Source organism: Pantoea sp. XAF26B01_ASV70, assembly GCF_054512635.1.
Map to the genome: position 1 here is coordinate 1,614,331 of NZ_CM137251.1, position 25,241 is coordinate 1,639,571.

General features: G+C 57.2%; 24 protein-coding genes and 1 other annotated feature. Of the genes, 12 read left to right on the forward strand and 12 right to left on the reverse strand.

Going from position 1 to position 25,241, the window contains the following annotated elements:
- Position 1: 1 nt before the first annotated feature.
- Entirely contained in the window at positions 2-901 is a 900-nt protein-coding gene (gene hisG, locus ACX8ZY_RS07540; RefSeq protein ID WP_004571317.1) for an ATP phosphoribosyltransferase, read from the reverse strand.
- A gap of 48 nt (positions 902-949) precedes the next feature.
- Positions 950-1,070 (reverse strand) — a sequence feature (His leader region).
- Positions 1,046-1,093, reverse strand: a complete 48-nt coding sequence (hisL, locus tag ACX8ZY_RS07545; protein WP_100396937.1) for a his operon leader peptide — start codon at positions 1,091-1,093, stop codon at positions 1,046-1,048. Its footprint overlaps the feature before it by 25 nt.
- A 179-nt stretch (positions 1,094-1,272) precedes the next feature.
- Here hisL and ACX8ZY_RS07550 point away from each other — a divergent pair, with 179 nt between their 5' ends.
- The gene (locus tag ACX8ZY_RS07550; protein WP_062758004.1) at positions 1,273-2,100 is read left to right on the forward strand and encodes an SDR family oxidoreductase; all 828 of its coding nucleotides are present in this window, start codon (positions 1,273-1,275) and stop codon (positions 2,098-2,100) included.
- Positions 2,101-2,268: 168 nt separating this feature from the next.
- On the opposite strand, the gene ACX8ZY_RS07555 is transcribed toward ACX8ZY_RS07550, so the two are convergent.
- Genes ACX8ZY_RS07555 through puuD form a run of 3 tightly spaced genes read right to left on the reverse strand, consistent with a single transcriptional unit; the run spans position 2,269 to position 4,882 of the window.
- Entirely contained in the window at positions 2,269-3,546 is a 1,278-nt protein-coding gene (locus tag ACX8ZY_RS07555) for an NAD(P)/FAD-dependent oxidoreductase (protein ID WP_010670956.1), read from the reverse strand.
- An 18-nt stretch (positions 3,547-3,564) separates the two neighbouring features.
- Complete coding sequence (gene puuR, locus ACX8ZY_RS07560; RefSeq protein WP_010670955.1) at positions 3,565-4,122, reverse strand: HTH-type transcriptional regulator PuuR; 558 nt, start codon at positions 4,120-4,122, stop codon at positions 3,565-3,567.
- Complete coding sequence (gene puuD / locus ACX8ZY_RS07565; RefSeq protein WP_331842664.1) at positions 4,115-4,882, reverse strand: gamma-glutamyl-gamma-aminobutyrate hydrolase; 768 nt, start codon at positions 4,880-4,882, stop codon at positions 4,115-4,117. The genes puuR and puuD overlap by 8 nt, the downstream gene beginning before the upstream one ends.
- Before the next feature lie 204 nt (positions 4,883-5,086).
- Here puuD and ACX8ZY_RS07570 point away from each other — a divergent pair, with 204 nt between their 5' ends.
- Together ACX8ZY_RS07570 and ACX8ZY_RS07575 are read left to right on the forward strand one after the other, a co-directional pair.
- Positions 5,087-6,502 (forward strand): glutamine synthetase family protein, encoded by a 1,416-nt coding sequence (locus ACX8ZY_RS07570; RefSeq protein ID WP_010670953.1) that lies wholly within the window; start codon positions 5,087-5,089, stop codon positions 6,500-6,502.
- Between the two features lie 405 nt (positions 6,503-6,907).
- Entirely contained in the window at positions 6,908-8,266 is a 1,359-nt protein-coding gene (locus tag ACX8ZY_RS07575) for an APC family permease (RefSeq protein ID WP_010248042.1), read from the forward strand.
- A 48-nt stretch (positions 8,267-8,314) separates the two neighbouring features.
- Here the strand turns inward: ACX8ZY_RS07575 and ygbI are convergent, their stop codons facing one another.
- Entirely contained in the window at positions 8,315-9,076 is a 762-nt protein-coding gene (ygbI, locus tag ACX8ZY_RS07580) for a DNA-binding transcriptional repressor YgbI (RefSeq protein WP_045140278.1), read from the reverse strand.
- A gap of 267 nt (positions 9,077-9,343) precedes the next feature.
- On the opposite strand from ygbI, the gene ltnD reads away from it, so the two are divergent.
- From ltnD to ACX8ZY_RS07605, 5 genes are all read left to right on the forward strand, one after another.
- Positions 9,344-10,249 (forward strand): L-threonate dehydrogenase, encoded by a 906-nt coding sequence (gene ltnD / locus ACX8ZY_RS07585; RefSeq protein WP_425020973.1) that lies wholly within the window; start codon positions 9,344-9,346, stop codon positions 10,247-10,249.
- Positions 10,249-11,511 carry a 3-oxo-tetronate kinase gene (gene otnK / locus ACX8ZY_RS07590; RefSeq protein ID WP_425020972.1) on the forward strand — a complete coding sequence of 421 codons (1,263 nt, stop codon included), beginning with the start codon at positions 10,249-10,251 and terminating at the stop codon, positions 11,509-11,511. Before ltnD ends, otnK begins: the two co-directional genes overlap by 1 nt.
- Positions 11,504-12,148 (forward strand): 3-oxo-tetronate 4-phosphate decarboxylase, encoded by a 645-nt coding sequence (gene otnC, locus ACX8ZY_RS07595; protein ID WP_010248031.1) that lies wholly within the window; start codon positions 11,504-11,506, stop codon positions 12,146-12,148. The genes otnK and otnC overlap by 8 nt, the downstream gene beginning before the upstream one ends.
- Positions 12,148-12,933, forward strand: a complete 786-nt coding sequence (locus ACX8ZY_RS07600; RefSeq protein ID WP_061901290.1) for an HPr family phosphocarrier protein — start codon at positions 12,148-12,150, stop codon at positions 12,931-12,933. The genes otnC and ACX8ZY_RS07600 overlap by 1 nt, the downstream gene beginning before the upstream one ends.
- Before the next feature lie 126 nt (positions 12,934-13,059).
- Positions 13,060-14,415: a GntP family transporter gene (locus ACX8ZY_RS07605; protein ID WP_425020971.1), complete on the forward strand. Its 1,356-nt coding sequence runs from the start codon at positions 13,060-13,062 to the stop codon at positions 14,413-14,415.
- 58 nt (positions 14,416-14,473) lie between these two features.
- On the opposite strand, the gene sbcB is transcribed toward ACX8ZY_RS07605, so the two are convergent.
- Both sbcB and ACX8ZY_RS07615 read right to left on the reverse strand, forming a co-directional pair.
- Positions 14,474-15,901, reverse strand: coding sequence for an exodeoxyribonuclease I (sbcB, locus tag ACX8ZY_RS07610; RefSeq protein WP_033778828.1), 1,428 nt, complete (start codon positions 15,899-15,901; stop codon positions 14,474-14,476).
- 281 nt (positions 15,902-16,182) lie between these two features.
- Positions 16,183-16,365 carry a type VI secretion system tube protein Hcp gene (locus tag ACX8ZY_RS07615; protein WP_372340254.1) on the reverse strand — a complete coding sequence of 61 codons (183 nt, stop codon included), beginning with the start codon at positions 16,363-16,365 and terminating at the stop codon, positions 16,183-16,185.
- 158 nt (positions 16,366-16,523) lie between these two features.
- On the opposite strand from ACX8ZY_RS07615, the gene dacD reads away from it, so the two are divergent.
- The 3 genes from dacD to tmaR all read left to right on the forward strand — a co-directional run bounded on the left by dacD (position 16,524) and on the right by tmaR (position 19,498).
- A complete protein-coding gene (gene dacD / locus ACX8ZY_RS07620) occupies positions 16,524-17,687 on the forward strand; it encodes a serine-type D-Ala-D-Ala carboxypeptidase DacD (RefSeq protein WP_010248019.1) in 1,164 nt (387 codons plus the stop codon).
- Positions 17,688-17,952: 265 nt separating this feature from the next.
- Entirely contained in the window at positions 17,953-19,011 is a 1,059-nt protein-coding gene (locus ACX8ZY_RS07625) for an FUSC family protein (protein WP_404562441.1), read from the forward strand.
- A 160-nt stretch (positions 19,012-19,171) separates the two neighbouring features.
- Positions 19,172-19,498 (forward strand): PTS system regulator TmaR, encoded by a 327-nt coding sequence (gene tmaR / locus ACX8ZY_RS07630; RefSeq protein ID WP_004571340.1) that lies wholly within the window; start codon positions 19,172-19,174, stop codon positions 19,496-19,498.
- 93 nt (positions 19,499-19,591) lie between these two features.
- Here tmaR and ACX8ZY_RS07635 read toward each other — a convergent pair whose 3' ends face one another.
- From ACX8ZY_RS07635 to ACX8ZY_RS07650, 4 genes are all read right to left on the reverse strand, one after another.
- Positions 19,592-20,653 carry a LacI family DNA-binding transcriptional regulator gene (locus tag ACX8ZY_RS07635; RefSeq protein WP_158131576.1) on the reverse strand — a complete coding sequence of 354 codons (1,062 nt, stop codon included), beginning with the start codon at positions 20,651-20,653 and terminating at the stop codon, positions 19,592-19,594.
- 129 nt (positions 20,654-20,782) lie between these two features.
- Entirely contained in the window at positions 20,783-21,697 is a 915-nt protein-coding gene (locus ACX8ZY_RS07640; protein WP_033758344.1) for a ketopantoate reductase family protein, read from the reverse strand.
- A 185-nt stretch (positions 21,698-21,882) separates the two neighbouring features.
- Positions 21,883-22,656: a phosphate/phosphite/phosphonate ABC transporter substrate-binding protein gene (locus ACX8ZY_RS07645; protein WP_158131577.1), complete on the reverse strand. Its 774-nt coding sequence runs from the start codon at positions 22,654-22,656 to the stop codon at positions 21,883-21,885.
- Positions 22,649-23,611: a fatty acid desaturase gene (locus tag ACX8ZY_RS07650; RefSeq protein WP_010670941.1), complete on the reverse strand. Its 963-nt coding sequence runs from the start codon at positions 23,609-23,611 to the stop codon at positions 22,649-22,651. The genes ACX8ZY_RS07645 and ACX8ZY_RS07650 overlap by 8 nt, the downstream gene beginning before the upstream one ends.
- A gap of 208 nt (positions 23,612-23,819) precedes the next feature.
- Between ACX8ZY_RS07650 and ACX8ZY_RS07655 the strand changes: the two genes are divergently transcribed.
- Positions 23,820-24,842: an LLM class flavin-dependent oxidoreductase gene (locus ACX8ZY_RS07655; RefSeq protein WP_010247994.1), complete on the forward strand. Its 1,023-nt coding sequence runs from the start codon at positions 23,820-23,822 to the stop codon at positions 24,840-24,842.
- The last annotated feature ends 399 nt before the right edge of the window (positions 24,843-25,241 follow it).

A 25,241-nucleotide genomic window follows, 5' to 3' on the forward strand; every position in this document is an offset into this window, starting at 1 on the left:
CTTACTCCATCATCTTCTCAATAGGCAGCACCAGAATCGAACTGGCACCCAGCGCTTTCAGTTTTTCCATGGTTTCCCAGAACAGGGTTTCGCTGCTGACCATGTGCATCGCCACGCGGCTGACATCGCCTGCCAGCGGCAGCACGGTCGGGCGCTCTGCGCCAGGCAGCAGGCTGATTACTTCTTCCAGGCGCTCACTCGGCGCGTGCAGCATGATGTACTTCGATTCACGCGCTTTAATCACGCCCTGAATACGGGTCATCATCTTGTCGATCAGCTCCTGCTTCGCGGCAGGCATCTCGCCGTCACGCTGGATCAGCACCGCTTTTGAACGATAGATTACTTCAACTTCGCGCAGGCCATTGGCTTCCAGCGTAGCACCGGTAGAGACCAGATCGCAGATGGCGTCAGCCAGACCGGCACGGGTCGCCACTTCTACGGAACCGTTCAGTAAACAGGTCTTAAAGCTGACGCCTTTTTTGTCGAGGTATTGTTTTAACAGGTGCGGATAGGAGGTGGCGATACGGGATTTATCCAGGCATTCCGGGCCAGTGTACTCGGCATCTGTCGCCATCGCCAGTGACAGACGGCAACCGCCGAAGTCGAGGCGGCGCAGCGTAAAGTAGCGCGGATCTTCACCCTGGGCACGGCGCGACAGCAGCTCTTCTTCCAGCACGTTCTCGCCGATGATGCCTAAATCGACCACACCATCCATCACCAGGCCAGGAATATCGTCATCGCGCACGCGCAGGATGTCGATCGGCATGTTCTCCGCAAACGCAATCAGGCGCTGTTGCTGAAGGTTGATTTTAACGCCGCAGCGCGCCAGCAGTTCGCGTGAATCATCACTTAAACGGCCAGATTTCTGCATAGCTATGCGTAAACGGGTGTTATCTAACATGGTTCCTGTCCTCTTAATTCGGTCCTGAATGTGTGGTTACGTCAGCCCATAAAAAAACCCCCGGAAGACGATCTTCCGGGGGTTCTCTTGCGTTCACACCACTGGAAGATCTTGAAAGTCTTCCAGCACCAATCGCCTGAAAGACTAGTCAGGATGATGGTGGTGATGATGGTTGAACTGAACGCGTGTCATAATAATCTCGTCGATGAATGAGTATTCATTTGTGGGGTTTAACCTAGCGAAGATGGCTGCGCTTGGCAACACTTTTTTAAACGGGCGGTTCGGAAAGCGCTGAAACAGGTTGTTCTGGTTTGCAATCCGGGGGCAAACTACGGTGAAGTCAGGGTTGATGTTTCACGTCAGGAGTCAAAATGAAGAAGGTCGCGATTGTGGGACTGGGCTGGTTAGGCATGCCGCTGGCCACGGCGTTAACGGCGCGAGGCTGGCAGGTCACCGGCAGCAAAACCACGCCAGACGGTATAGACGCGGCACGCCGCTGCGGCATTGAGGCGTTCCAGCTGGAACTGACGCCAGAACTGCTCTGTGATGCCGCCGATATTGAGCCGCTATTCAACGTCGATGCGCTGATCGTTACACTGCCCGCCAGCCGCACTGCGGAAGGGGGCGAAGCCTATCTGCAGGCGGTGCAGAATGTGGTCGATACCGCGCTGGTTTATAAGGTACCGCGCATTATCTTTACCAGTTCCACCTCAGTCTATGGCAGTAGCGCCGGCGCTAAGCGGGAAAACAGCCCGCTGGACGCAGAAACGGTGGCCGGAAAGACGCTGGTTAAACTGGAGAACTGGCTGCACGATCTGCCAGGCACCAGCGTAGATATTGTGCGGCTGGCCGGTCTGGTAGGACCAAAGCGCCATCCGGGACGCTTCCTCGCCGGCAAGCAGGATGTGGCCAATGGCTCGCAGGGCGTGAATCTGGTGCATCTGGATGATGTGGTTGAGGCGATCACGCTGCTACTGCAGTCGCCCAAAGGGGGCCGGGTCTACAATCTGTGTGCCTCGAAACATCCCTCGCGTGACACCTTCTATCCTGCGGTCACGCACCAGCTTGGGCTGCAGCCGCCGCAGTTCGCACCCGAGGCGGAAAAGAATAGCGGCAAGCTGATTGATGGTTCCCGCATCTGTAGCGAGCTCGGTTTTGAGTACCGCTATGACGACCCGATTAAAATGCCGCTGGAGTGATACGCGGCTGGCGCTGTTGCGGGGGCTGATTGCTCCCGCTCTGATATATAAGGGTTCTGCTCTTTTCATAGTTACAACATACTAAAGCAGTTTAAACTACAGGGCAGAATGTGCCCTGCTGAAAGACCTGTTTTCATCAGGCCAGACAGCCAGGTCTGGCCCTCAGCCTCACACCCCTAACCGATCCCTCAACGCATACCACACCGCGCCCATCGCCGTTAGCGGCACCTTAAATCGTCGCCCACCGGGAAACGGCAGGTGAGGCAGGCGGGCGAAGGCATCAAAACGCTCGGCGTCGCCGCGTAACACTTCGCTGATCAGCTTGCCGGAAAGATGCGTACTGGTTACGCCATGACCGCTGTCACCCTGCATAAAATAGACATTCTTCTCCAGTCGGCCAAACTGCGGCATGCGCGACAGCGTCAGGAGGAAATTGCCGCTCCAGCTGAAGTCCAGCTTCACGTTCTGCAACTGCGGGAAAGTGCGGCGCAGCTTGGGCCGGATCAACGCTTCAATATCGGCCGGTTCCCGTGCGCCATAAACCACGCCGCCGCCATAGAGCAGCCGGTTGTCCGCCGTCAGACGGAAGTAATCCAGCAGATAGTTACAATCTTCCACACAGTAGTTGTTCGGCATCAGCGACAACGCCTGGTCGGGTGACAGCGGTTCGGTTGCTACAATCTGTGATCCGCACGGCATGCTTTTCCTGCTCAGTCGCGGTTCCAGCTGCGGGGCTAGATAGGCATTCCCGGCGAAGATCACAAAGGTCGCGCTGACCTCGCCCTGGGCGGTTTTCACCCGGTTTGGTGTGCCATAAACCACACTGGTCGCCGCGGACTGTTCATAGATGCGTCCGCCATGTCGACGGATCGCCTCCGCTTCACCCAGCGCCAGGTTCAGCGGATGCAGATGGCCGCCGCGCCGATCCAGCAGCCCGCCAACGTAGCGTTCGGTGGCGACTTCACGTCGGATGGCTCGCTCATCCAGCAGTTCCAGATCATGATTCCCATACTGCTGCCATAACGCTTTCTGTTTTCGCAGATGCGCCATCTGGCGCGCATTCAGGGCCGCAAAAACGCCGCCAGGCCGGTAATCGCAGTCAATCGCGTACCGCTTAATGCGATCGCGGATAATCTCAGCGCCTTCAAACATCATGCTGCCCAGCATGCGGGCGCTCTCTTTACCGTAGCGCTGCTCAATCACATCCACGTCGCGGCTGTAGGAGTTCACCACCTGACCGCCGTTACGTCCGCTGGCACCAAAGCCGACCCGCGCCGCTTCCAGCACGACCACGTCATAGCCCACCTCGGTCAGATGCAGCGCCGCCGAAAGACCGGTGAAACCGCCGCCAATAATGCAGACGTCACACTGAATGCTCTCCTGTAATGTCGGCCAGGGCGCATGCGGATTGGCGGTCGCTGCGTAATAACTCTCCACGTAATTCATAACAACCTCCTGAAGCGCCTAAAAGTTGGCTGGCGTATGGGCACTGACAATGCGGCAGGGGATTTCAGCACGGTTGGTGAAACTGTGTGGTAAGCCCGTATCAATGACGTAGCTCTCTCCGGCGGAGAGATGATAGTGCTCTCCGTTGATGACCAGCGTAATCTCTCCTTCCAGCAGTGTGCCGGTCTCTTCGCCCGGATGACGCAGCTTCTCGCCAGTGCTGGCACCCGGTTGATAAGTTTCCAGCAGCATGCCCAGCGTGCGCTGTGCACGGCCATTGTCGATAAGCTTCAGCGAAACCCCCTGACTGCCAATCTCCAGCAGGTCGCTGGCGCGGACAATGACCTTCGGTTCCGCATCCGGTTTGGGTTCCGAGAAGAACTCTGACAGCGAGAGCCCATAGACTTTCAGCAGCTTCTGCAGGGTGCTGACCGCCGGGCTGACCTTATCCTGTTCAATGGTGCTGATGGCGCTATGGGTCAGTCCGGCCAGTTCGGCGACACGGCGTTGCGACAGCCCCAGTGTCTGCCGGATCTGCGCCAGCCGTCGTCCCGGCGCCAGCGTGGCATCACTCATTTTCTTTTTCCTTGTGATAACGAATGGCGGCCTGAATAAAGCCGCTGAAGAGCGCCTGCGATCCCGCCGTGTGTTCCGGCTGCCACTCGGGATGCCACTGCACCGCCAGGACGAAGGGATGATGGCGCAGACTCACCGCCTCAATCAGGCCATCCGGCGCGCGCGCTTCAACGCGCAACTGCGGGCCCGGTTCGCGTACCCCCTGATGATGCAGTGAATTGACCGCCAGCGGACTGTTGCTGTCCAGCAGCGTCGCCAGCAGGCCGTCGGGTTCAATAGTGATTGGATGCGCCTGAGCATACTGCTGCTCCAGCGGCAGCGTCTCATCTTCATGGTGACGCTGAAACGACGGCTGCCCGCTGAGCTCTCGCCATAGCGCGCCGCCATTCGCCACCACCAGCTCCTGCAGCCCACGGCAGATCCCGAACATCGGCATCTTGTGGCTGGTGGCCCAGGTGATCAGCTGAAAGGCGAGATGGTCACGGCCCGGATCGGCATGCAGCTCTTCGCCCGCCTCGCCATAATGCCAGGGTTCGATATTGCTGGGGCTGCCGGTCAGCAGCAGGCCATCCAGAACAGCCATAGCGTTTTCTAATAGATGAGGCGCATTCATCAGACTGTGGGGCAGGGCCAGCGGTACGCCACCCGCAAGGACAACCGCATCGGTATACTTATTGTGAACCGTCTGGCTCGGATGGCCGCCCAGATCCTTCTGGCACATCACTACGCCAATCAACGGCTTGTCAAAAATAATGCCCATCTCACGTCCTCGCATCGCTTTTCGAAATATCTACCGAAAGGGCACGTCTGGCGGTTAAGTGTGCAATATTTTTTCAATCTAGCAATCTGCTGTTTGTTCTTCAAACAGATTTGTTACATTTGCACACTTTTTATGTTGGCGCTATGTTAGTGGTGTGGCTGTTATTTTGAGCATTACGCAAACCTAATAGGGGCGGGTGAGATCATGACTAACCTGGTAGAAGTGGAAGACTTCACGCTTCACAGTGAAGAGAAACGAACCAGCGCGTTCCAGCTTGAGGTGAAAACCTGGCTGGAGCGCCATCCTGACACGCAGTATGTCGACATCCTGTTAAATGATTTAAATGGTGTGTTCCGCGGTAAGCGCATTCCGGTCTCTGCGCTGCCTAAGCTGGAAAAAGGGTGTTATTTCCCCGCCTCGGTGTTTGCCATGGATATCCTCGGCAACACAGTAGAAGAAGCGGGACTCGGCCAGTCACTGGGCGAACCCGATAATCTCTGCCTGCCCGTCACCGGTACTTTAGTTCCCTCCGCGTCTGACCCTCAGCACATTGCGCAACTGCTGTTAACCATGTGCAACCAAGATGGCACTCCCTTTGACGTTGAACCCCGAAATGTCCTTAACCGGCTGTGGCAACAGCTGCGTAACCGAGGTCTGTTTCCGGTGGTAGCGGTAGAGCTGGAGTTCTATCTGGTGGACAAAAAGCGCGATGCCGAAGGCTTTATCCAGCCGCCGTGTTCGCCCGGCAGTGATGAACGCAATATGCAGAGCCAGGTCTACTCGGTAGATAACCTCGATCATTTCGCCGATGTGCTGCGTGACATCGACGATCTGGCCCGTCAGCAGGGCATCCCGGCCGATGGTGCGCTGGCGGAAGCCTCGCCCGGACAGTTTGAAATTAACCTGCATCATACCCGCGACGTGCTGCGGGCCTGTGACCATGCGGTGCAGCTGAAACGCCTGATTCGTCAGGTGGCAGAAAACCACGGTATGACCGCCACGTTTATGGCGAAGCCCTATGAGGAGTATGCGGGCAGCGGCATGCATGTGCATATCAGCATGCTGGATGCCGCCGATCATAACGCCTTCGCCTGCGATGACGGCAGTGATTCGCCGCTGATGAAACGGGCGCTGGCCGGGATGATCGATCTGATGCCCGCCTCAATGGCGCTGCTGGCACCCAATGTGAATGCCTATCGCCGTTTTGTTCCGGACGCCTATGTGCCGTTGCAGGCATCGTGGGGCCATAACAACCGGACCGTTGCGCTGCGGGTGCCGTGCGGGGATATCGACAATCATCGTATTGAGTACCGGGTTGCGGGCGCGGATGCTAATCCCTACCTGGTGGTGTCGGCTATTCTTGCCGGGATGCTGCATGGGCTGGATACCCAGTTGCCGTTGCCCCATCCGGTCACCGGCAACGGTCACCATGCCGAGGGTCTGGCACTGCCGATTCGCCAGAGCGATGCGCTGTATGAGTTTGACAACAGCTATCCGCTGCAGAAGTTACTGGGCGAACGCTTTGCCAGTGTCTGGCACAGCTGTAAGCATCATGAACTGATGCAGTTTGAACGGCTGATTACGTCTACCGAGATTGACTGGATGCTGAAAAATGCCTGACAGGTTTTTTTACCTGTCATCTGACGCGCTTTTTTTTGCATAAGATGCCCCGATGGCTTGTATTCCTGCCACGGGTTAGGGCAGAATACTCGGCCTGCAAAATCAGATGATAACCGACGCTAACCGCGCCGGTTATTTTTTTGCATCCAGTTTTATTAGAGCGTTTTTTGCTGACTTAACCGAGGCCGGGCACGCACCCGGATAGATAAACACTGAAAACACGCATAAGCGTGAGATTGAGGATGACAAAGATGGGGATGTTTTACACTCTGCCAGCCAACGCTGGTACGCGTTTTCGTGATGACTACGGCGCCGCGTTAACCGCTAACCTTACTCCCTGTCGCTTAATGCGCAGTTGCCCTGTGACCCAGCCCAGCCAGGTTGTCGCACATGGGGGACTGAAGCATGTCGCTTAATACCTCCGCCGCACCGCAGCGTGCGCAACTCAAAAAAACACTCACGTTACTTCCGGTCGTCATGATGGGCTTAGCCTACATGCAGCCTATGACCCTGTTCGATACCTTTGGCATCGTTTCCGGGCTGACCGAAGGTCACGTCGCCACCGCTTATGCTTTCGCGCTGATTGCGATTCTGTTCACTGCCGTGAGTTACGGTAAGCTGGTACGCCGCTTCCCCTCTGCGGGCTCCGCTTATACCTACGCTCAGAAGGCGATCAGTCCGCACGTCGGCTTTATGGTCGGCTGGTCATCACTGCTGGACTACCTGTTCATGCCGATGATCAACATCCTGCTGGCTAAAAACTATTTCGAATCGCTGGTGCCGGGCATTCCGTCGTGGATTTTTGTGGTGTTGCTGGTCGGGTTTATGACGCTCTCTAACCTCAAGGGCATCAAAACCGTCGCCAACTTCAACAGTGTGATTGTGGTGCTGCAGGTGGTGGTCATGGTCGGGATTACCGCGATGGTAATCTACGGTGTGGCAAGCGGCGTAGGTTCCGGCACGCTGGTGAGCAGCCGTCCATTCTGGTCTGAGAATGCGCATGTGGTGCCGATGATTACCGGTGCGACGATACTCTGTTTCTCGTTCCTCGGCTTTGATGGCATCAGTTCGCTGTCGGAAGAGACCAAAGATGCAGAACGCACCATTCCGCGCGCTATTTTCCTGACCGCGCTGATTGGTGGGGTGATCTTTATCGCGGCATCTTACTTCCTGCAGCTCTACTTCCCGGACATCACACGCTTCCAGCACCCGGACTCATCGCAGCCTGAAATCATGCTGTTCGTGGCCGGTAAAGCGTTGCAGGTCGGCATCCTGATCTTCTCGGTGGTCACGGTGCTGGCATCCGGTATGGCGGCGCACGCTGGCGTCTCGCGTCTGATGTATGTGATGGGCCGTGATGGTGTGTTCCCGGAGCGTTTCTTCGGTTACATCCATCCGAAATGGCGTACCCCGTCGCTCAACGTGCTGCTGGTGGGTGCGATTGCGCTGATGGCGATTAACTTCGACCTGGTGACCGCAACCGCGCTGATTAACTTTGGTGCGCTGGTGGCGTTTACCTTCGTTAACCTGTCGGTGATTGCGCAGTTCTGGGTTCGTGAGAAGCGTAACCGCACGCTGAAAGATCACGTTCAGTATCTGCTGCTGCCGCTGCTTGGCGCGCTGACGGTGGGAGCGCTGTGGGTGAATCTGGAAGAGAGTTCTATGGAGCTGGGCCTGATCTGGGCCGCCATCGGGATTATCTACCTGGCGTTCGTAACCCGCAGCTTCCGTAATCCGGTGCCGCAGTTCAGCGAAGAAGTTTAATCACGCTCACGTTGCCGCCTTCCCGGTCTCAGGGAAGGCGGCGACAGCTTAACCAGCCAGTACCAGTTCACAGCTCCCCGCACTTAACAGCTCCCGCGCCGACTCACTCAGATGCGTGTCTGTCACTACCCGATCAAAGCTCTCCAGCGGTAAAGCCAGAAACGTCGCGATCCTGTTGTACTTCGAACTGTCACTCAGCAATACCCGCTTACTGCTCACCTCACTCACCGCCTGCTTCACCATCACTTTATCTTCATCCGGCGTAAACAAGCCACGCGGCCCCCAGCAGGAGGCGGAAATAAAGGCAATATCAATGGCCAGATGACGCAGGCTGCGTGCCGCCGACTCGCCGACACAGGAGCGGTTCTCCCGGCAAACGGTGCCGCCCGTGTGAATAACCCGGCACTGACTGGCCTCCATTAGCAGATTCGCCACCATAAAATCATTGGTTACCACCAGCAAATCATCGCGATCCACCACTTCTCTTGCCAGCGCTAACGTTGTGGTGCCGGCATCCAGGTAGATGCAGCTGTTACGGGGGATCTGTCGGGCGGCGGTGCGGCCAATGGCGCGCTTCTCCTCGTTGTAGAGGGTGCTTTTCGTCAGGTGTGACGGCTCAGCGGCCAGCCGCTCGGCTGAGCGCACGCCGCCGGAGACCGACAGCACGGCCCCTTGCTCCTCCAGTTTCTGCACATCACGGCGTATGGTCATGTGTGACACACCCAGCCGTTCAGTGAGTTCTGCAATGCTCACCACGCCACGATCGGCCACCAGCGCAAGAATCTGTTGATGACGTTCAACCGGAATCATATTGGCTTCCTGATGATTACCATTTTTTCACATTATAAAGCATCTGCGGGTTAACCAGAACAAATAATAACAGCGGCAATCCCGGCAACGGCGGCGCTAACCGCACTGCAACAGGGCCAGCGCTGTGAATGTGGCAATGTTAAAAATTGTTCTGGTTCACATAGGGAATATCTTTTTGTGAGCGGCAACACGTTTTTGCCGGCAGTAAACTGGCAGGATTAACAGTAACAAACAAATAATCACTTAAATTAACAGTGGAGGCGTATCGTGCCAGCTGAAAATATCTGCGTTATCGGGTTAGGTTCCATGGGCATGGGTGCTGCGAAATCCTGTCTGCGTGCCGGTCTTAATACCTGGGGTGTCGATTTGAATCCCGCCGCGCTTGAGAACTTACGCCAGGCCGGCGCGCGTGATGCGCAGCCTTCAGCATCCGCCTTTGCAGACCAGCTTGATGCCGTTTTGCTGCTGGTGGTAAATGCGCAGCAGGTTAACGCCATTCTGTTCGGTGAAGAGGGCCTGGCCGCAAAACTGCGTCCCGGCACCGTGGTCATGGTCTCATCCACATTGTCCGCCCGGGATGCGCAGCAGATTGAACAACAGCTGGCGCAATATCAGCTGCTGGTGCTGGATGCACCGGTCTCCGGCGGTGCCGCTAAGGCGGCCAGCGGTGAGATGACGGTGATGGCGTCCGGCAGCGACGCGGCCTTTGCACAACTGCAATCTGTACTGGATGCCGTCGCAGCCAAAGTATATCGCGTGGGCAGTGAGATCGGCCTCGGGTCAACCGTCAAAATTATCCATCAGCTGCTGGCAGGTGTTCATATCGCGGTCGGGGCAGAAGCGATGGCGCTGGCGGCACGTGCCGGCATCCCGCTGGAAACCATGTATGAAGTGGTCACCAACGCCGCAGGCAATTCATGGATGTTCGAAAACCGCATGCGGCATGTGGTGGATGGCGACTACAGCCCGAAATCGGCGGTCGATATCTTTGTGAAAGATCTCAACCTGGTGGCCGATACCGCGAAAGCCTTGCACTTCCCGCTGCCGCTGGCCTCAACCGCCCTCAATATGTTCACCGAAGCCAGCAACGCCGGTTACGGCCGTGAAGATGACAGTGCAGTAATTAAAATCTTCAGCGGCATCACGCTGCCGCAGGCAGAGGAGAAAATCTGATGCGGCTTGGCGTGATAGCGGACGATTTTACCGGTGCGACTGACATTGCCAGTTTTCTGGTGCAGAACGGGCTGACCACTATTCAGTTCAACGGCATTCCTGACAGCGAGGAAACCACAGAGGCGCAGGCGATTGTGGTCAGCCTGAAGAGCCGCTCCTGTCCGGCAGACCAGGCGGTTGCTCAGTCGCTGGCTGCGCTGGCCTGGCTGCAGACGCAGGGCTGTGAGCGTTTCTACTTCAAATATTGTTCCACCTTCGACAGCACCGCGCAGGGCAATATCGGTCCGGTAACCGACGCTCTGCTGCAGGCGCTGGGTGAAACGCAGACGGTAATCTGTCCGGCGCTGCCGGTGAATGGCCGCACCGTTTATCAGGGCTACCTGTTTGTCGGCGATCAGCTGCTGTCAGATTCCGGTATGCGGCATCATCCGGTCACACCGATGCACGACAGTAACCTGCTGCGCCTGATGACATCACAGGCGACGGGCAAAGCCGGGCTGATCGCTGCGGCACAGGTCGATCAGGGCGCTGAGTCAGTACGGCAGGCGTTGGGTCAGCTGGCGGTGCAGGGGATCAACTACGTCGTAACTGACGCCCTGCATCAGGAACATCTGTTGACCCTGGGCGAAGCACTGAGCGATCTGCGCCTGGTCACCGGCGGTTCCGGGCTGGCCATCGGTCTGGCACGGCAGTGGGCAACGGCTCAGAGTGATGCAAAAGCGGAGCAGGCAGGCCGTCCGCAGGGCGATCGCGCCGTGGTGCTTTCCGGTTCCTGTTCACAGATGACAAATCGTCAGGTCGCGGTGTACCGCCAGCTGGCACCGGCCTGCGAAGTGGAGACTGAACGCTGTCTGGAAGATGCCGGGGCTTATGCCCGGCAGTTATGCGACTGGGTGGAAGCGAACAGCGATCAGACGCTGGCACCCCTGCTTTTTGCCACCGCTGACGCACAACAATTGCAGGCGATTCAACAGCGTTATGGTGCTCAACGCAGCAGCGAAGCCGTTGAGCAGCTGTTTGCTGCCGTCACCCGCGAGCTGAAACGGCGCGGATGGCAGCGCTTTATCGTGGCGGGTGGCGAAACCTCCGGCGTGGTCGCACAGAGCCTGGGCGTGACGGCCTTTCACATCGGTCCGACGATTTCGCCCGGCGTGCCCTGGGTGCGCGACATTCATCAGCCGCTCTCTCTGGCACTGAAATCGGGCAATTTTGGCGATGAAGATTTCTTCCGCCGCGCGCAAACGGAGTTTACTGATGTCTGAATCTTTCTCTTTAACGGAACAGCAGGCGCGTGACGAGATGGTGCGTCTTGGCGCTTCGTTCTTTCAGCGCGGCTATGCCACCGGCTCGGCGGGCAACCTCTCAATGTTGCTGGAGGATGGCAATCTGCTGGCGACTCCCACCGGTTCATGCCTGGGTGAATTACAGGGTGACCGGCTGGCCAAAGTCACGCCTGACGGCGAATGGATCTCAGGCGATAAACCCTCCAAAGAGATTGCGTTTCACCGCGCGCTCTATCTGAATAATCCCGACTGCAGGGCGGTGGTGCATCTGCATAGCCACTACCTGACGGCGCTTTCCTGTTTACAGGGGCTGGACACGGACAACTGCATCCGTCCGTTTACCCCCTATGTGGTGATGCGTGTCGGTGATGTGCCGGTTGTGCCTTACTACAAGCCGGGTGATGGGCGACTGGCCGAGGATCTCGCGGCGCTGGCTCCACGTTACCGTGCCTTCCTGCTGGCGAATCATGGCCCGGTAGTAGTGGGGAAATCGTTGCAGGAAGCGGCAGACAACACTGAAGAGCTGGAGGAGACCGCCCGGCTGATCTTTACCCTGGGCGACCGCCCGATCCGTTATCTCAATGATGCCGAAGTGGCAGAATTAAGGAGCCGATAATGCCGAAGTTTGCTGCTAACCTTTCGACGCAATTTACTGAATTGCCGTTTGCTGAACGCTTCGCTGCAGCGGCAGAAGCCGGTTTCACCGCCGTCGAATTTCTGTTTCCTTATGACTATCCCGCCACGCAGATCAAGCAGTGGCTTGATGATAACCAGCTGGACTTGGTGCTGTTCAATACCGCACCCGGCAACGTCGCAGCGGGTGAGTGGGGCGTTTCGGCCATCCCCGGACGGGAAGCGGAAGCAAAGGCGGATATCGATCGCGCCCTGAGCTATGCGCTGGCGCTGAACTGCCCGCAGGTGCACATCATGGCGGCGACGGTGCCGCCCGACGCTGACCGTCAGCGCTACGTTGAGACCTTTATCAGCAATATGCGTTATGCGGCTGAGCGCTTTGCGCCGCACGGCATCATCCTGCTGATTGAGGCGCTGAATCCCACAACCAAACCCAACTATCTTTATGCCAGCCAGTATCAGACGCTGGAGATGGTCGAACAGATCGATCGACCCAATGTCTTCACTCAGCTCGATCTGTTCCATGCGCAACGGGTGGATGGCAACCTCAGCCATCTGATTCGCCACTATGCCGGACGCTATCGGCACGTGCAGATTGCTTCGGCACCGGATCGTCATGAACCGGATGAGGGTGAAATCAACTACCCCTATCTCTACTCACTGCTGGATGAGGTCGGCTATTCCGGCTGGGTGGGCTGCGAATATATCCCGCGCGGCAACACTACTGCGGGTCTTGGCTGGTTTGCGCCCTGGGCGAGAAAAACCTGATTTAACGGGCTAAAAAAAACCGGTGTTTCGGCACCGGTTGAGATTTTTTCGTCCTTTTTCTGACCCTGCACCTGTTTATTCTGTACGCCGATAACCTAAAAAATATAACAATTTCTGAGGTTTACTATGTCCACCGCACTGCTGTTAGCCATAGCGACCGCCAGCATCGTGATCCTGCTGCTGCTGGTCATCAAAGCCAAAGTTCATCCCTTTGTCGCCCTGTTAATTGTCAGTCTGCTGGTGGCCATCGCCACCGGCATTCCGGCTGAAAAAATCATGGAGACGATTATCACCGGGATGGGCGGCCTGCTTGGTCACATCACCATCATCATCGTGCTTGGTGCCATGCTCGGGGCGATCATTGAAGCCTCGGGCGGTGCCGAGTCGCTGGCGCAGCGTTTCAGTAAAACGCTGGGGCTGAAGCGTACCGTTGCGGCATTGACCATGGCGGCCTTTATCCTTGGCATCCCGGTATTTTTTGAAGTCGGTTTTATCATTGTTATTCCGCTGATTTATGGCTTTACCAAAGTGGCGCGGGTCTCGCCGCTGAAGTTTGGCCTGCCGATGGCGGGTGTGATGCTGACGGTACATGTGGCGCTGCCGACCCATCCGGGCGCTGCGGCGGCGGCCGGGATCCTGCACACCGACATGGGATGGCTGATGATACTGGGAATCGCGATTTCCGTGCCGGTCGGGATCATCGGCTACTACGTAGCGAAATTCATGAACCGTCGCCACTACCCTCTGTCGGTGGAGGTGCTGGAACAGTTGCAGATGGCCAGGCCGGAAGGGCAGGAAAAGGAGAATGAACCGGCACCACCCGGTGCGCTCACCATCAGCGGCTTGATTGTGGTCCCGATTGTATTGATCGTGCTGGGAACTCTGTCACACACACTGCTGGCTGAAGGGAGGCTGCTGCGTAGTGTGATGACCGTGATCGGCACACCGCCGATTGCCCTGCTGATTGCCTTAGGGCTGGCGGCCTGGCTGCTGGGCGTACGGCGTGGCTGGAGCAAAGATAAGCTGGAAGATCTGACCGGCCGGGCCATTCCCACCTCTGCCAGCGTGATTCTGGTGGCCGGGGCCGGTGGTGCATTCGGCAAAGTGCTGGTGGAGTCGGGCGTGGGTAAAGCGCTGGCGGTCACCCTTGAAACGCTGCATCTGCCGCTGGTGCCCGCGGCATTTATCCTGTCGCTGGCGCTGCGTGCATCACAGGGTTCCGCCACGGTGGCGATCCTCACCACCAGCGGGCTGCTGACGCAGGCGGTGACCGGCGTGACGGATATGCAACGGGTACTGGTCACCCTGGCGGCCTGTTTTGGTGGTCTGGGATTGTCGCATGTCAATGATGCGGGATTCTGGGTGGTGACCCGTTATCTGGGACTTTCGGTGGCCGACGGTTTACGCACCTGGACGGTGCTGACAACACTAATGGGGCTGAGCGGCTTTGCGCTGACCTGGCTGGCGTGGACCGTGCTCTGATTAAGCCGCATCAGAAAGTCTGACCCGGCAGGCGATACCGGGTCAGACTCTTAGTGCTTCAGGAAACCAACTCCTGCGCATAGAGATAGAGCGCTTTAAGCTGCCCAACCTTTTCTGCATCCGCTTCATGCAGATTCGCCAGAGCTTCCAGTTCCTGCATAAACGCCTGCACCCGATCGGCATTAAGCACGTCACGACGGTGCTGCAACCAGCGTTGCTGCTCGGCATCATCCAGCGTGCCGGGGAAGTTACGCGCCCGGTAGCGGAACAGCAGTTTCGCTACCCGTGCACTCTCAAAGCTCAGGTCCAGCGCAGGCAGATTCGCGGGCGCGGTCTGACGGATAATATTCATCCCCGCCCGGTCGGCATCACTGAAGAAGCCATCATAGAGTTGTGTGTCCACATCATCTGACGGCGTAAACGGCTCCGCTTCGGCAAATAGCGTGACCAGTTTTTCCCGCACGTCGGGCTGCTGACGCAGCAGCGCCAGATTCGCCAGGCAGTGCTGACGATCAATATTCAGCCGGGCCGCATCTTCCGGTCGTAGCGTACTGGCAGGCGCCAGCACCGGACACTTATTGATATGCACCAGTTTGACCGGCACCGCGGGCAGATCGCCGAGATCGTTTTTTGGCGTGTAAAGACGCTCACGCAGCGTGTCGGCATCCAGTTGCAGCAGCGGTGACATATCGCCCGCCAGATCCACCACGATCAGCGCATTGCGGTTATCGGGATGCCAGGCCAGCGGTACGATCCAGCTGGTGTTACCGCGCGCGGCACCGAACATACCGGAGACATGAACCAGCGGTTTCATCTGCGGGATATCAATCAGGTTCATCAGCTTGTTTTTGTTACGATGGGTAAACAAAAACTCAAACAGTTTTGGCTGCTTCTCCTTCACCAGCTTCGCCATCGCCAGCGTGGCGTAAACGTCGGACATGGCATCGTGCGCATTTTCATGTGACACGCCGTTCGCTTTGGTCAGATGCTCCAGCCGGAAGCTGGGAAAACCTTCTTCATTCTCCGGCCAGTTGATCCCTTCTGGCCGTAACGCGTAGCAGGCACGCATCACGTCGAGCAGGTCCCAGCGTGAGTTGCCGTTTTGCCAGGCCCAGCCATAGGGATCGTAAAAGTTGCGATAGAAGATATTGCGCGTCACTTCATCATCGAAACGCACGTTGTTGTAGCCCACCACACAGGTTTGCTCCGTGGTGAACAACGCGTGGATGCGTTCAGCGAACTCAGCTTCGATCACGCCGCGACTCATCGCTATCTGCGGGGTAATGCCGGTGATCATCACCGCTTCGGGTTGTGGCAGATAGTCATCAGGCGGACGGCAGTAAAACACTTCGGGTTCGCCGACCGGATTAAACTCACTGTCGGTGCGCAGGCCGGCAAACTGGGCTGGCCGGTCACGAGAAGGGCTGGTGCCGAAGGTCTCGTAATCGTGGAAGAGGAAAGTGGGCTGTACGCGGTCGTTATTCAAATTTCATATCCGTTCATTGCGTTCACTAAACTGATGAACAGAAAGTCATCAGGCTTCCCGTTCGCTGGATGCCTTTCTTCATCGGCGCCTGGCTGCTGGTGCGAGAGCGGTGCCTTTGCCGGGCAAGGTCATACAGGCTCAGGCTTCACTCACTACATGGTAAACCATAATCCCACTGGCCTGAAGTTTCGGATGGTAGCGGGGGGCGTAGTATCTGACTGAGCGGTCAGGGGCAAGGAGTAAAGCGGACTTTTTACCTCTCAGGCTGCAGCTCGCTCATTTCATGTGCCACGATAGATAATATTCCGTTCGGCATATTTCCAGGTTATTGCTGCATACTGTAATTCCGGTGTTTCCAGATGCGTGCTGCTCATGCCGCTGGGTGCAAGGCAGGGCGATACCGTGGTGACCTTAACGTTTTTCAGGATGATATTGAAATATTCAGTCTCAATTCCTGCATCAATTAGCCGTTACCTCCCCCCTGCAGGCATCAGCCATACCCGTCGCAGTTCATACTTTTTTTCAATTTATTCAAACCTTCACAACGCTTTTGCCGTAAAACGTGCGGCTGTTTCCGTTTCGTTTTAGAAATTTTCTCTCCCGTGCAATTAAGGATGAAGTGTTGAAAAGGCGTCTGCTGTTCACCGTTACCGCTACTGTTTTTTGGGCCTCGCTGGCGCAGGCTGATGCGATTCCCTTTCCTGTGACGCCTCCGGCGGTTGATGCGGCTTCCTGGGTGCTGATGGATGCCACTACAGGACAGGTTCTGACCGCTGGCAATCCCGATGAACGCCGTAATCCCGCCAGCCTGACCAAACTGATGACCGGTTACGTGGTTGATCGCGCCATTGACCAGAAGAAAATCAGCCGTGACGACATGGTTACGGTCGGAAAAGATGCCTGGGCGGCGGGTAATCCGGTGTTCAAAGGCTCCTCGCTGATGTTCCTGAAGCCAGGCGATAAGCTGAGCGTCCGGGATTTAAGCCGTGGCGTCATCATCGACTCCGGTAACGACGCCTGCGTTGCCCTGGCTGATTATGTGGCGGGCAGCGAAGCGAACTTCGTCGGCATGATGAATCACTACGTTGAGAAGCTCGGCCTGCAGAATACCCATTTTGAAACGGTTCATGGTCTGGATGCGCCGGGTCAGTTCTCCAGCGCGCTGGATATGGCGAAACTGTCACGCGCCATTATTGATGGTGAGCCTGATTTTTATGCCATGTACAGTGAGAAGACCCTGACCTGGAATGGCATTACCCAGAACAACCGTAATGGCCTGCTGTGGGATAATAATCTCCACGTTGATGGGTTGAAAACCGGTCACACTGAGACCGCGGGCTTTAACATCATCGCCTCGAATGTGGTGGGCAAGCATCGCCTGATCGCCGTCGTCATGGGCGGTAAAAGCCCGAAAGGCCGCGAAGAGCAGGCGCGTAAACTGCTGGTCTGGGGCCAGAACACCTTTGATACCGTTCAGCTGTTCCATGCCGGTAAGAAGATTGGCAGCGAAAACGTCTGGTATGGCAATCCTCATCAGGTGGATGTGGGTACCGCAGAAGATGTTTATCTGTCACTGCCGCGCAGTGAAGTGCAGAACGTGAAGGCGAAGTATGTTATCGATCGCAAAGATCTGGAAGCCCCACTGAAAGCCAACGAAGTCATTGGTGAAATTCAGGTGATGGATAAAGATCAGCAGATTGCCCACTATCCGCTGGTGGCGCTGAGTGCGGTTGAACCTGCAGGCGTGATTACCCGCCTGACGGATTATCTCAGGCAGAAGTTCTGATTAGCCGATTGTCAGCACTAAAACGGGTAGCCTGCGGGCTGCCCGTTTTTACTTGCACGCTGGCTGCCCTGAATGTGTTACTGAGAGCTGATAAAGGTTAAAAAATCGCACTAAGTTGTTTTTAACTACCGGGAAAGTATGTGAGGCGGATGTTGATAATTGTAAGCGAACGTCAAAACTGTTTTAAATATCCGGCCGGCGCTAAGCCTGAGCCGCGTTCAGCGTTAAGATAGCCACACCATGTTCCCGCAACCGGAAAGTCATTTTGCGTCCCGATAAGCCCATATCAAAACTGGAGTTCTGGTTTTATCGCCATTATCGCTCCGTCCACGGTGTGCGTATTGCCATCGCCTTTTTGCTCTGCTTTATCTTTGTGCGGGCGACCGATATCCCTGAAGGCACCTGGCCGCTGATTACGCTGGTGGTGGTGATGGGGCCCATCTCCACCTGGGGAAATGTCTTTCCACGTGCACTGCAGCGCATCAGCGGCACGGTCGCCGGGTCAATATCCGGTCTGATCGCCCTGAAGCTGGAGCTGATCTCGATGCCGATGATGCTGGTCTGGTGCGGCATCATCATGATGATCAGCGGCTACCTGACGCTGGGCAAACATCCCTACATGGCGCTGTTGATCGGGATTACGCTAAGCGTGGTCGTGGGCGCGCCAACCGGCGATTTCACGATGGCACTGTGGCGCGGCGGTGATGTGATTCTGGGCTCGCTGATGGCGTTGCTGTTTACCGCTATCTGGGCGCAGCGTGCCTATACACACTGGCGCATTCAGCTCTCCGACGCGCTGGCGGAAATGGCAAAAATCTATCACGCCGGCTTCTCGCCAAATCTGGTTGAAAAGCCGCGTCTTAACAAGCCGCTGGGCAAATTGCTGAGCAGCGTGATCAAAATGCGGGCGCTGCTGGAGCCGTCAAGCAAAGAGACGCGCATTCCAAAATCGGTGCTTGAAGCGATCCAGACCATCAACCGTAATATGGTTTATACCATTGAGATGCAGATTAATGCCTGGTGGGCATCGCGCGAGAGCCATCTGATTATGCTTAATGCGCCTGCATTGCGCCGCACCCAGCAGATGACTGAGAACACGCTGCGGGCGCTGTCGGTCATGGCGATTGAAGGGGAAACGGAAGAGGTGGTGGCTAACAGTCACGAGCTGACCGAAATCAGTGGCGAACTGCGGCGACTGATCGCGGAAGCGGGCAGCGAAGGTCTGGAGGAGACGCCGATCTACGGCTACGTCTGGCTGACACTGGAACTGGCAAAACAGCTGGAACGGATGACCGACCTGATGCGGATGGCGCTGCGCAAATAATCACCTCAGACAATGACTTAATGTGAAACAGGGTTTCTTTGCGCTAAGATAAGAGCCAGTCTGAATTTAGCTGTGAAAATTGCTTACCTGGCGGGCTAGCCGCTAAGCTGATCGTTTTGACTCTCTCCCTGCGTCAGCAGGCTCAAAGAAAGGTGCCATCATGGAAAATGCCAAGCAATCATTTCAGGACGTACTGGAGTTCGTGCGTATGTTCCGCCGCAAAAACAAACTGCAGCGTGAAATTGTCGACAACGAGAAGAAAATTCGCGACAACCAGAAGCGTGTACTGCTGCTCGACAACCTGAGCGAATATATCAAACCCGGCATGAGCGTTGAGGCTATTCAGGAAATCATCGCCAGCATGCGTGTGGATTATGAAGATCGCGTGGATGAGTACATCATCAAAAACGCCGACCTGTCTAAAGAGCGTCGCGAGCTGTCGAAAAAGATCAAAGCGATGGGCGTGGGCGAACACCCGAAAGCGTAAGGGCAGACAGCAGCGCGCAAGCGCCAGACGTCTTATGCCAACCCGCATCCACTCCGGTGGGGCGGGTTTTTTATTGCCTGCGTCAGCGCAGGGTTATTTTCCCGCCAGCCTGCGGGCGATCACCTGTAACTGCTGTGACAGCGCCACTAAATTGACCCGCTCATCAGCAGGCGGGGCGGTGGTCTCCCGGATCACCAGCGTGGTTTCCAGCGCGTTGTCTGACGCCTCTGCTCCCTGAAGCCGGGCCAGCATCCGCTCGACGCTCTGCGCGCCGAGAAATTGCAAATCCTGCCGCACCGTGGTCAGCGGCGGCTGATACCACGCACTCTCGGCGGTGTCATCAAATCCAATCACCGATATCTCGCCAGGAATGGCTACGCCATACTGATGTAGCGCCCGCATCGCACCCAACGCCATCTGATCGTTCGCCACCAGCAGCGCCTGCGGCAGATCGTCGGGAAGCTGCGCCAGCAGCGCCTGATAACCCGACTGCGCGCTCCAGTCGCCGCGCAGAGAACAGTGCGGTGTCAGCTGATGATCGGCCAGCGCCTGACGCCATGCATTTTCACGCTGACGGGCCGAGACCGAGCGCAGCGGCCCGTTTAACAAACCAATCTGACGATGACCCAGCGCCACCAGATGTTCAACGGCGGCACGTGCGCCAGACTCATTCGGGTACTGACACTGCGCTACCGCCGCCTGGGGTTCGACATCCAGAAACAGCACCGGTTTGCTGCCGCAGAGCAACTGGATCTGTTGCGCCTCATCTGCCTCCAGTGGCAGGTTGATCAGCAGTCCATCGACCCGCTGTGCCAGCAGTTCATTCACCGTTGCTGCCGCATCGTTACCACTGTCCATGGCGATCACCAGATGATAACCCGCCCCGGCGGCGCGCTGCTGGATCGCCGAGGCGATCTGCGCAGGAGCCATCAGGGCCAGGTCGCTGGTGGCCAGACCTAGCGTGCGCGTCGCCTTACCGGCCAGCTGCTGCGCCACACGATTGGGCACATAATTGAGCTGCAGCATCGCCGCCTCAACCCTTTCCCGCGTGCGGGCTGACACCTGTTCAGAACGGTTTAAAACACGTGAAACGGTTTGATATGAGACGCCGGCAAGTTGAGCGACATCATCGAGGGTCACGGAGCGGGAAGTCATTGAACTCTCCAAAAGATGAAGCGACGAGTGTAGCAAATTTTCCTGCTGCACTGCTGCTGCACACCACACTTTCACGACCACAAAAACCGGGTCCGTTGCGGCACCCGGTCACGGTATCTGGCAGGGCCATTAACGCTGCTGCAGATAGACCTGAAGGTTCACATCCACCGCGTTAAGCAGTGGCGTGGCGAGACTATGGCGTTTCGCCCGCAGCAGCAGGTCACCTATCACCTGATCGGCTTCGATATCAAAGCCCTGGGTTAAATCGCGGTACATTGAGGAGGTCATCGGGGTGGCCGGATCGCTTAACAGCTCAAGAATGCGGGCAGTGGCCGCCGGACGCGTCTGATAGCCTTCGGCAGTAATGACTGACAGAATCTCCGAGAAAACACCCTGTAACAGCGCTTCGCCGCCGCGCGAGGTGAGTATCTGTTGGGTATTTCCGCGCGCCAGGCAGCAAACCGCGCCGAGCGTGCTCAGCAGTAGCCACTTCTCCCACAGCTCATCCATGATGTTATCGCTGAATCGGGTATCGACCTGACAGTCACGCAGCGCCGCATCAACCCGCTGCAGTCGCGCATCGTTGTTACCGTCCAGCGCGCCATAATAGAGCTGATGCAGCGGCGTCATCTGGATAACTTCGCCATTGTCACCCAGCGTCGCGTTGATTTTGCACAGGCCGCCAATCACCTTATCTTCGCCGAAACGCTGTTGCAGCGTCGCGATGTGCCGCAATCCGTTCAGAATCGGCATGATCAGCGTTTCCGGACCCACTGCAGGTGCAATATCCTCCATCACCTGATCAAGGGCAAAGCTCTTCACCGTCACGATAATCAGATCATAGTGGCCCGTCAGGCTGCTCGCCTGAGCCAGCTGCGGTTTTAGCGTTTCAGTGCCCTGTGGCGTCTGCAACACCAGACCGCTGGCCTGAAGCTGCTGATAACGCCGTTCACGGACCAGAAAAGTCACGTCCTGGCCCGCCTGAGCCAGCCGTGCACCAAAATATCCACCGGTCGCGCCGGCGCCTGCCATCAGAATGCGCATCCCACTCTCCCTCTGCTGAAAACCTCTACCTTAGAACGCCGTGACCGGGCTTACCAGTCTTAGCCTCGGTCAGAGCGCGTCGGGGAGCATGAAATGAGAGGTCGGGAAAGCGCGGGCAGGGAGGTGACGATGCAGAGATATCAGATTTTCCCTGCCCGGTCAGCAGGGCGAAACAGAGGGGGGTGTTACAGCCGGGTGACGCCCAGCGCGGCAGCCTGCTGTTCCCACGCCAGCACGCCCTGATAATCGTCTCTCTGCACCGGGCTGAATCCGCCGATCAGGTTATCGTCGCAGACGGTGCGCCAGGTGGGATCGTTCACCAGCTGATGCAGTGCCGTGCGGAGTCTCTCCAGCCGGTCCACTGACGTCGAGGCTGCCGTGATCAACGGCAATCCGGGCGCGGCTGGCGTTTCACCGATAATATGCAGGCCGCGCAGCGCATCCGGCTCATAGCGCGCCAGCAGCGCCCAGCTGACGCAGTCGATAGCCGCGATATCCGCCTGTGAATCACGCAGTGCTGCCAGCGACTGACGATGCCCACCGCTCAGCAGTAGCTGCGAAAATCTCATGCCCTGAAGCGCAGCCACAAACCGCAGCGCGTTATAGCCGGAGTGAGAGTCCAGGCTGTTAGCTACGGCCCGCTGGCCGTTAAAATCGGCCAGCGTCGCCTGTTTGTCCCGCGCCACCAGCCAGCTGCGATAGTCACGGCCGGTGCAGCCTGGGGCCTGATAGTGAAAGGTGCCGACCAGCTGAACCGCAGGAAGCTGGCTGACCAGCGGATAGCCGCAGGTCTGGCTCAGCAGCAATCGGTTATCCTGCCAGTGTGTCAGCAGATCCTCAGGCCAGACCGGCTGCGTAGCGATGCCGTGCTGCGTCAGCAGGGTAACCACTGCCTGCATCAGTGCTCGTGTGGCGGGCGGGTGAATCGCATACATCGGCAAGGCGAGCAGGTTATTCATGCGTTTTCTCCGCTGATCGTCCCGGATGGACATTGACCCCGACCGGTCTGACCCAGAACTGACGCAGCCAGACCCGATAACCCGCCACGCGAAAGCCATGATTGCGCTGGTAGTAATGCTCGCGGTCGCGCAGATAGAGGCGACGCAGGCCATACCAGGGGACGCCGGGGAGGTCGTGATGCACTGAATGGTAGTTCAGATTCAGGAATAGCATGCGCCACGGCCACGCCGCTTCATTATTCACCGACCGTGCCAGCGGATCGTCCGCCGCACGATGTTCATAGAAGGAGCGCACTTTGGTCAGCGCCAGCGCCGGATAACTCACCGTCAGCAGATACCACAGCGGCGAAAATCCCTGCCGTGCCATCCAGAAAAACAGCAGTGCCAGCAGCGCCCCGTGCAGCAGCCACATCGCTATCGCGGATCGATCGCCACGGCGCAGTGCCTGCCACATCCCGCCGAAGGTCGCCGCTACATCCAGCAGCGGGCCGAGCAGCAACCGTCCCAAAAAAGTGTTACGCAGATGAATCAGCTGCTGCTGCCAGCGCGGTAACTTCGCCCAGCGAGCAGCGGAGAGGTAGTAGGTTTCCGGATCCTCATCCGGCTCGGTCAGGGTGTGATTGCGATGATGGGCCAGATGAGAATCGCGATAGAGTCCGTAGGGATACCAGACCGCCAGCGGCAGGGTGCCAAATAGCTGATTCACCCGCGGCCAGCGTGTGGGATGCCCGTGAATCAGCTCATGCTGCAGCGACATATACCAGCCAGTGAAGACGATCAGCAGCAGGGTGGCGGGCAGCCGTCCCAGCGTCTGCGCGTTCAGCATCACCGCAAACCAGCCGCCATAGATCACACCGATTAGCAGCCAGGTCGGCAGTTCGCTGCGCCAGAGCCAGCTGCGTGCGCGCGCTTTAAGCCAGGCGCGCTGCTGTAGAGAGAGATAACCGGTGTGCATGATTCACCTGACAGCGGAAGCGGGAATCTGAACAGTGAAAGAAAGGGCGGGCAAAGGCAAAGTGGATAATCTGCTTAGCTATGTCGAAATTCCTGAATATGGCGCTGAAAGATATTGACTATCAGTGACGGCTCCGGGGGCGTAACCTTTCTCTATCAGAAATCGCCTTGCATCCACGGGCGTTTACCGCCTGTCAGGAGAAATACAGATGAAAAATATTGGCTTCTTATCCTTTGGTCACTGGACGCCTTCGTCTCAGTCCGCCACCCGTACCGCGCAGGATGTGTTACTGCAATCGATCGACTTAGCGGTCGCCGCCGAAGAGCTGGGCGCAGATGGCGCTTACTTCCGCGTCCACCATTTTGCCCGCCAGCTCAGCTCGCCGTTTCCGCTGCTGGCTGCCGTTGCAGCGCGCACCAAAACGATTGAGATCGGCACCGGTGTCATCGACATGCGCTACGAAAACCCGCTCTACATGGTGGAAGACGCCAGCGCGGCAGACCTGATCTCCAATGGTCGTCTGCAACTGGGTCTGAGCCGCGGTTCACCTGAGCAGGTAATCGATGGCTGGCGTTACTTCGGCTTTGAACCGAAAGCGGGAGAAAGCGATGCGGATATGGGCCGTCGTCACACCGAAGAGTTTCTGGAGGTGCTGCGCGGCGAAGGTTTTGCTAAGCCCAATCCACAGCCCATGTTCCCCAATCCGCCAGGCCTGCTGCGTCCTGAGCCGCTCTCTGAAGGCCTGCGCGACCGCATCTGGTGGGGATCCGGCTCCAATGCCACCGCAGAATGGGCGGCAAAAATGGGCATGAACCTGCAAAGTTCAACCCTGAAAGATGATGAAACCGGCGAGCCGTTCCACATTCAGCAGGCTAAACAGATCCGCGCCTACCGTGAGGCCTGGAAAGCAGCGGGGCATCAGCATGCGCCACGCGTCTCGGTCAGTCGCAGCATCTTTGCGCTGGTGAATGATATGGACCGCGCGTACTTTGGCCGCAGCGGTAACGACCAGGATTCCGTCGGCTTTCTCGATGAGAAAACCCGCGCTATCTTTGGCCGCAGCTATGCCGCAGAGCCAGAGGCGTTAATTAAGCAGCTTGCGCAGGATGAGGCGATTGCCGAAGCCGACACCCTGCTGCTTACCGTGCCTAACCAGCTTGGTGTCGCCTATAACGCCCATGTGATTGAGGCGATCCTGAAGTATGTCGCCCCGGAACTCGGCTGGCGTTAAGTGACAGAGCGCCCTGAGGAGCAGGGCGCAGTGAGATCCACCTCAGGCGCAGATGACAAAGCGCCTGCGGTGATTCCGCTGTAAACGCGCGTCATCACTCCCCGTTTTTTTCTGCTTTATCCTCGCTGAACTTCTCTCTGGCGAGCCATTCCAGGCCCTGGCAGAGCCTTGTCGTCACTCTGTTTCCAGTGTACGGAATATGCAGATTTTGTGACTTATGATTTATTTCGTCACTTGTTGCTGAATGGGATGTTTCCTCTGCTCAGGGTGGGCCTGAACCCTTCATCAACGCATTTCCCTGGTTTAACGTGTTTTCATAACCTGTATGAACGGACAATGCCTTTACGTAATTTGTGACTATTGACAGTATTGGTCACATGATAAGAGAATGGCGGCACT

What these genes read in the sequence shown, in the direction of transcription:
- hisG (WP_004571317.1), bottom strand. Translation starts at nt 901, where the DNA reads ATGTTAGATAACACCCGTTTACGCATAGCTATGCAGAAATCTGGCCGT.
- ACX8ZY_RS07550 (WP_062758004.1), top strand. Translation starts at nt 1,273, where the DNA reads ATGAAGAAGGTCGCGATTGTGGGACTGGGCTGGTTAGGCATGCCGCTG.
- ACX8ZY_RS07555 (WP_010670956.1), bottom strand. Translation starts at nt 3,546, where the DNA reads ATGAATTACGTGGAGAGTTATTACGCAGCGACCGCCAATCCGCATGCG.
- puuR (WP_010670955.1), bottom strand. Translation starts at nt 4,122, where the DNA reads ATGAGTGATGCCACGCTGGCGCCGGGACGACGGCTGGCGCAGATCCGG.
- puuD (WP_331842664.1), bottom strand. Translation starts at nt 4,882, where the DNA reads ATGGGCATTATTTTTGACAAGCCGTTGATTGGCGTAGTGATGTGCCAG.
- ACX8ZY_RS07570 (WP_010670953.1), top strand. Translation starts at nt 5,087, where the DNA reads ATGACTAACCTGGTAGAAGTGGAAGACTTCACGCTTCACAGTGAAGAG.
- ACX8ZY_RS07575 (WP_010248042.1), top strand. Translation starts at nt 6,908, where the DNA reads ATGTCGCTTAATACCTCCGCCGCACCGCAGCGTGCGCAACTCAAAAAA.
- ygbI (WP_045140278.1), bottom strand. Translation starts at nt 9,076, where the DNA reads ATGATTCCGGTTGAACGTCATCAACAGATTCTTGCGCTGGTGGCCGAT.
- otnK (WP_425020972.1), top strand. Translation starts at nt 10,249, where the DNA reads ATGCGGCTTGGCGTGATAGCGGACGATTTTACCGGTGCGACTGACATT.
- otnC (WP_010248031.1), top strand. Translation starts at nt 11,504, where the DNA reads ATGTCTGAATCTTTCTCTTTAACGGAACAGCAGGCGCGTGACGAGATG.
- ACX8ZY_RS07600 (WP_061901290.1), top strand. Translation starts at nt 12,148, where the DNA reads ATGCCGAAGTTTGCTGCTAACCTTTCGACGCAATTTACTGAATTGCCG.
- ACX8ZY_RS07605 (WP_425020971.1), top strand. Translation starts at nt 13,060, where the DNA reads ATGTCCACCGCACTGCTGTTAGCCATAGCGACCGCCAGCATCGTGATC.
- tmaR (WP_004571340.1), top strand. Translation starts at nt 19,172, where the DNA reads ATGGAAAATGCCAAGCAATCATTTCAGGACGTACTGGAGTTCGTGCGT.
- ACX8ZY_RS07635 (WP_158131576.1), bottom strand. Translation starts at nt 20,653, where the DNA reads ATGACTTCCCGCTCCGTGACCCTCGATGATGTCGCTCAACTTGCCGGC.
- ACX8ZY_RS07640 (WP_033758344.1), bottom strand. Translation starts at nt 21,697, where the DNA reads ATGCGCATTCTGATGGCAGGCGCCGGCGCGACCGGTGGATATTTTGGT.
- ACX8ZY_RS07645 (WP_158131577.1), bottom strand. Translation starts at nt 22,656, where the DNA reads ATGAATAACCTGCTCGCCTTGCCGATGTATGCGATTCACCCGCCCGCC.
- ACX8ZY_RS07650 (WP_010670941.1), bottom strand. Translation starts at nt 23,611, where the DNA reads ATGCACACCGGTTATCTCTCTCTACAGCAGCGCGCCTGGCTTAAAGCG.
- ACX8ZY_RS07655 (WP_010247994.1), top strand. Translation starts at nt 23,820, where the DNA reads ATGAAAAATATTGGCTTCTTATCCTTTGGTCACTGGACGCCTTCGTCT.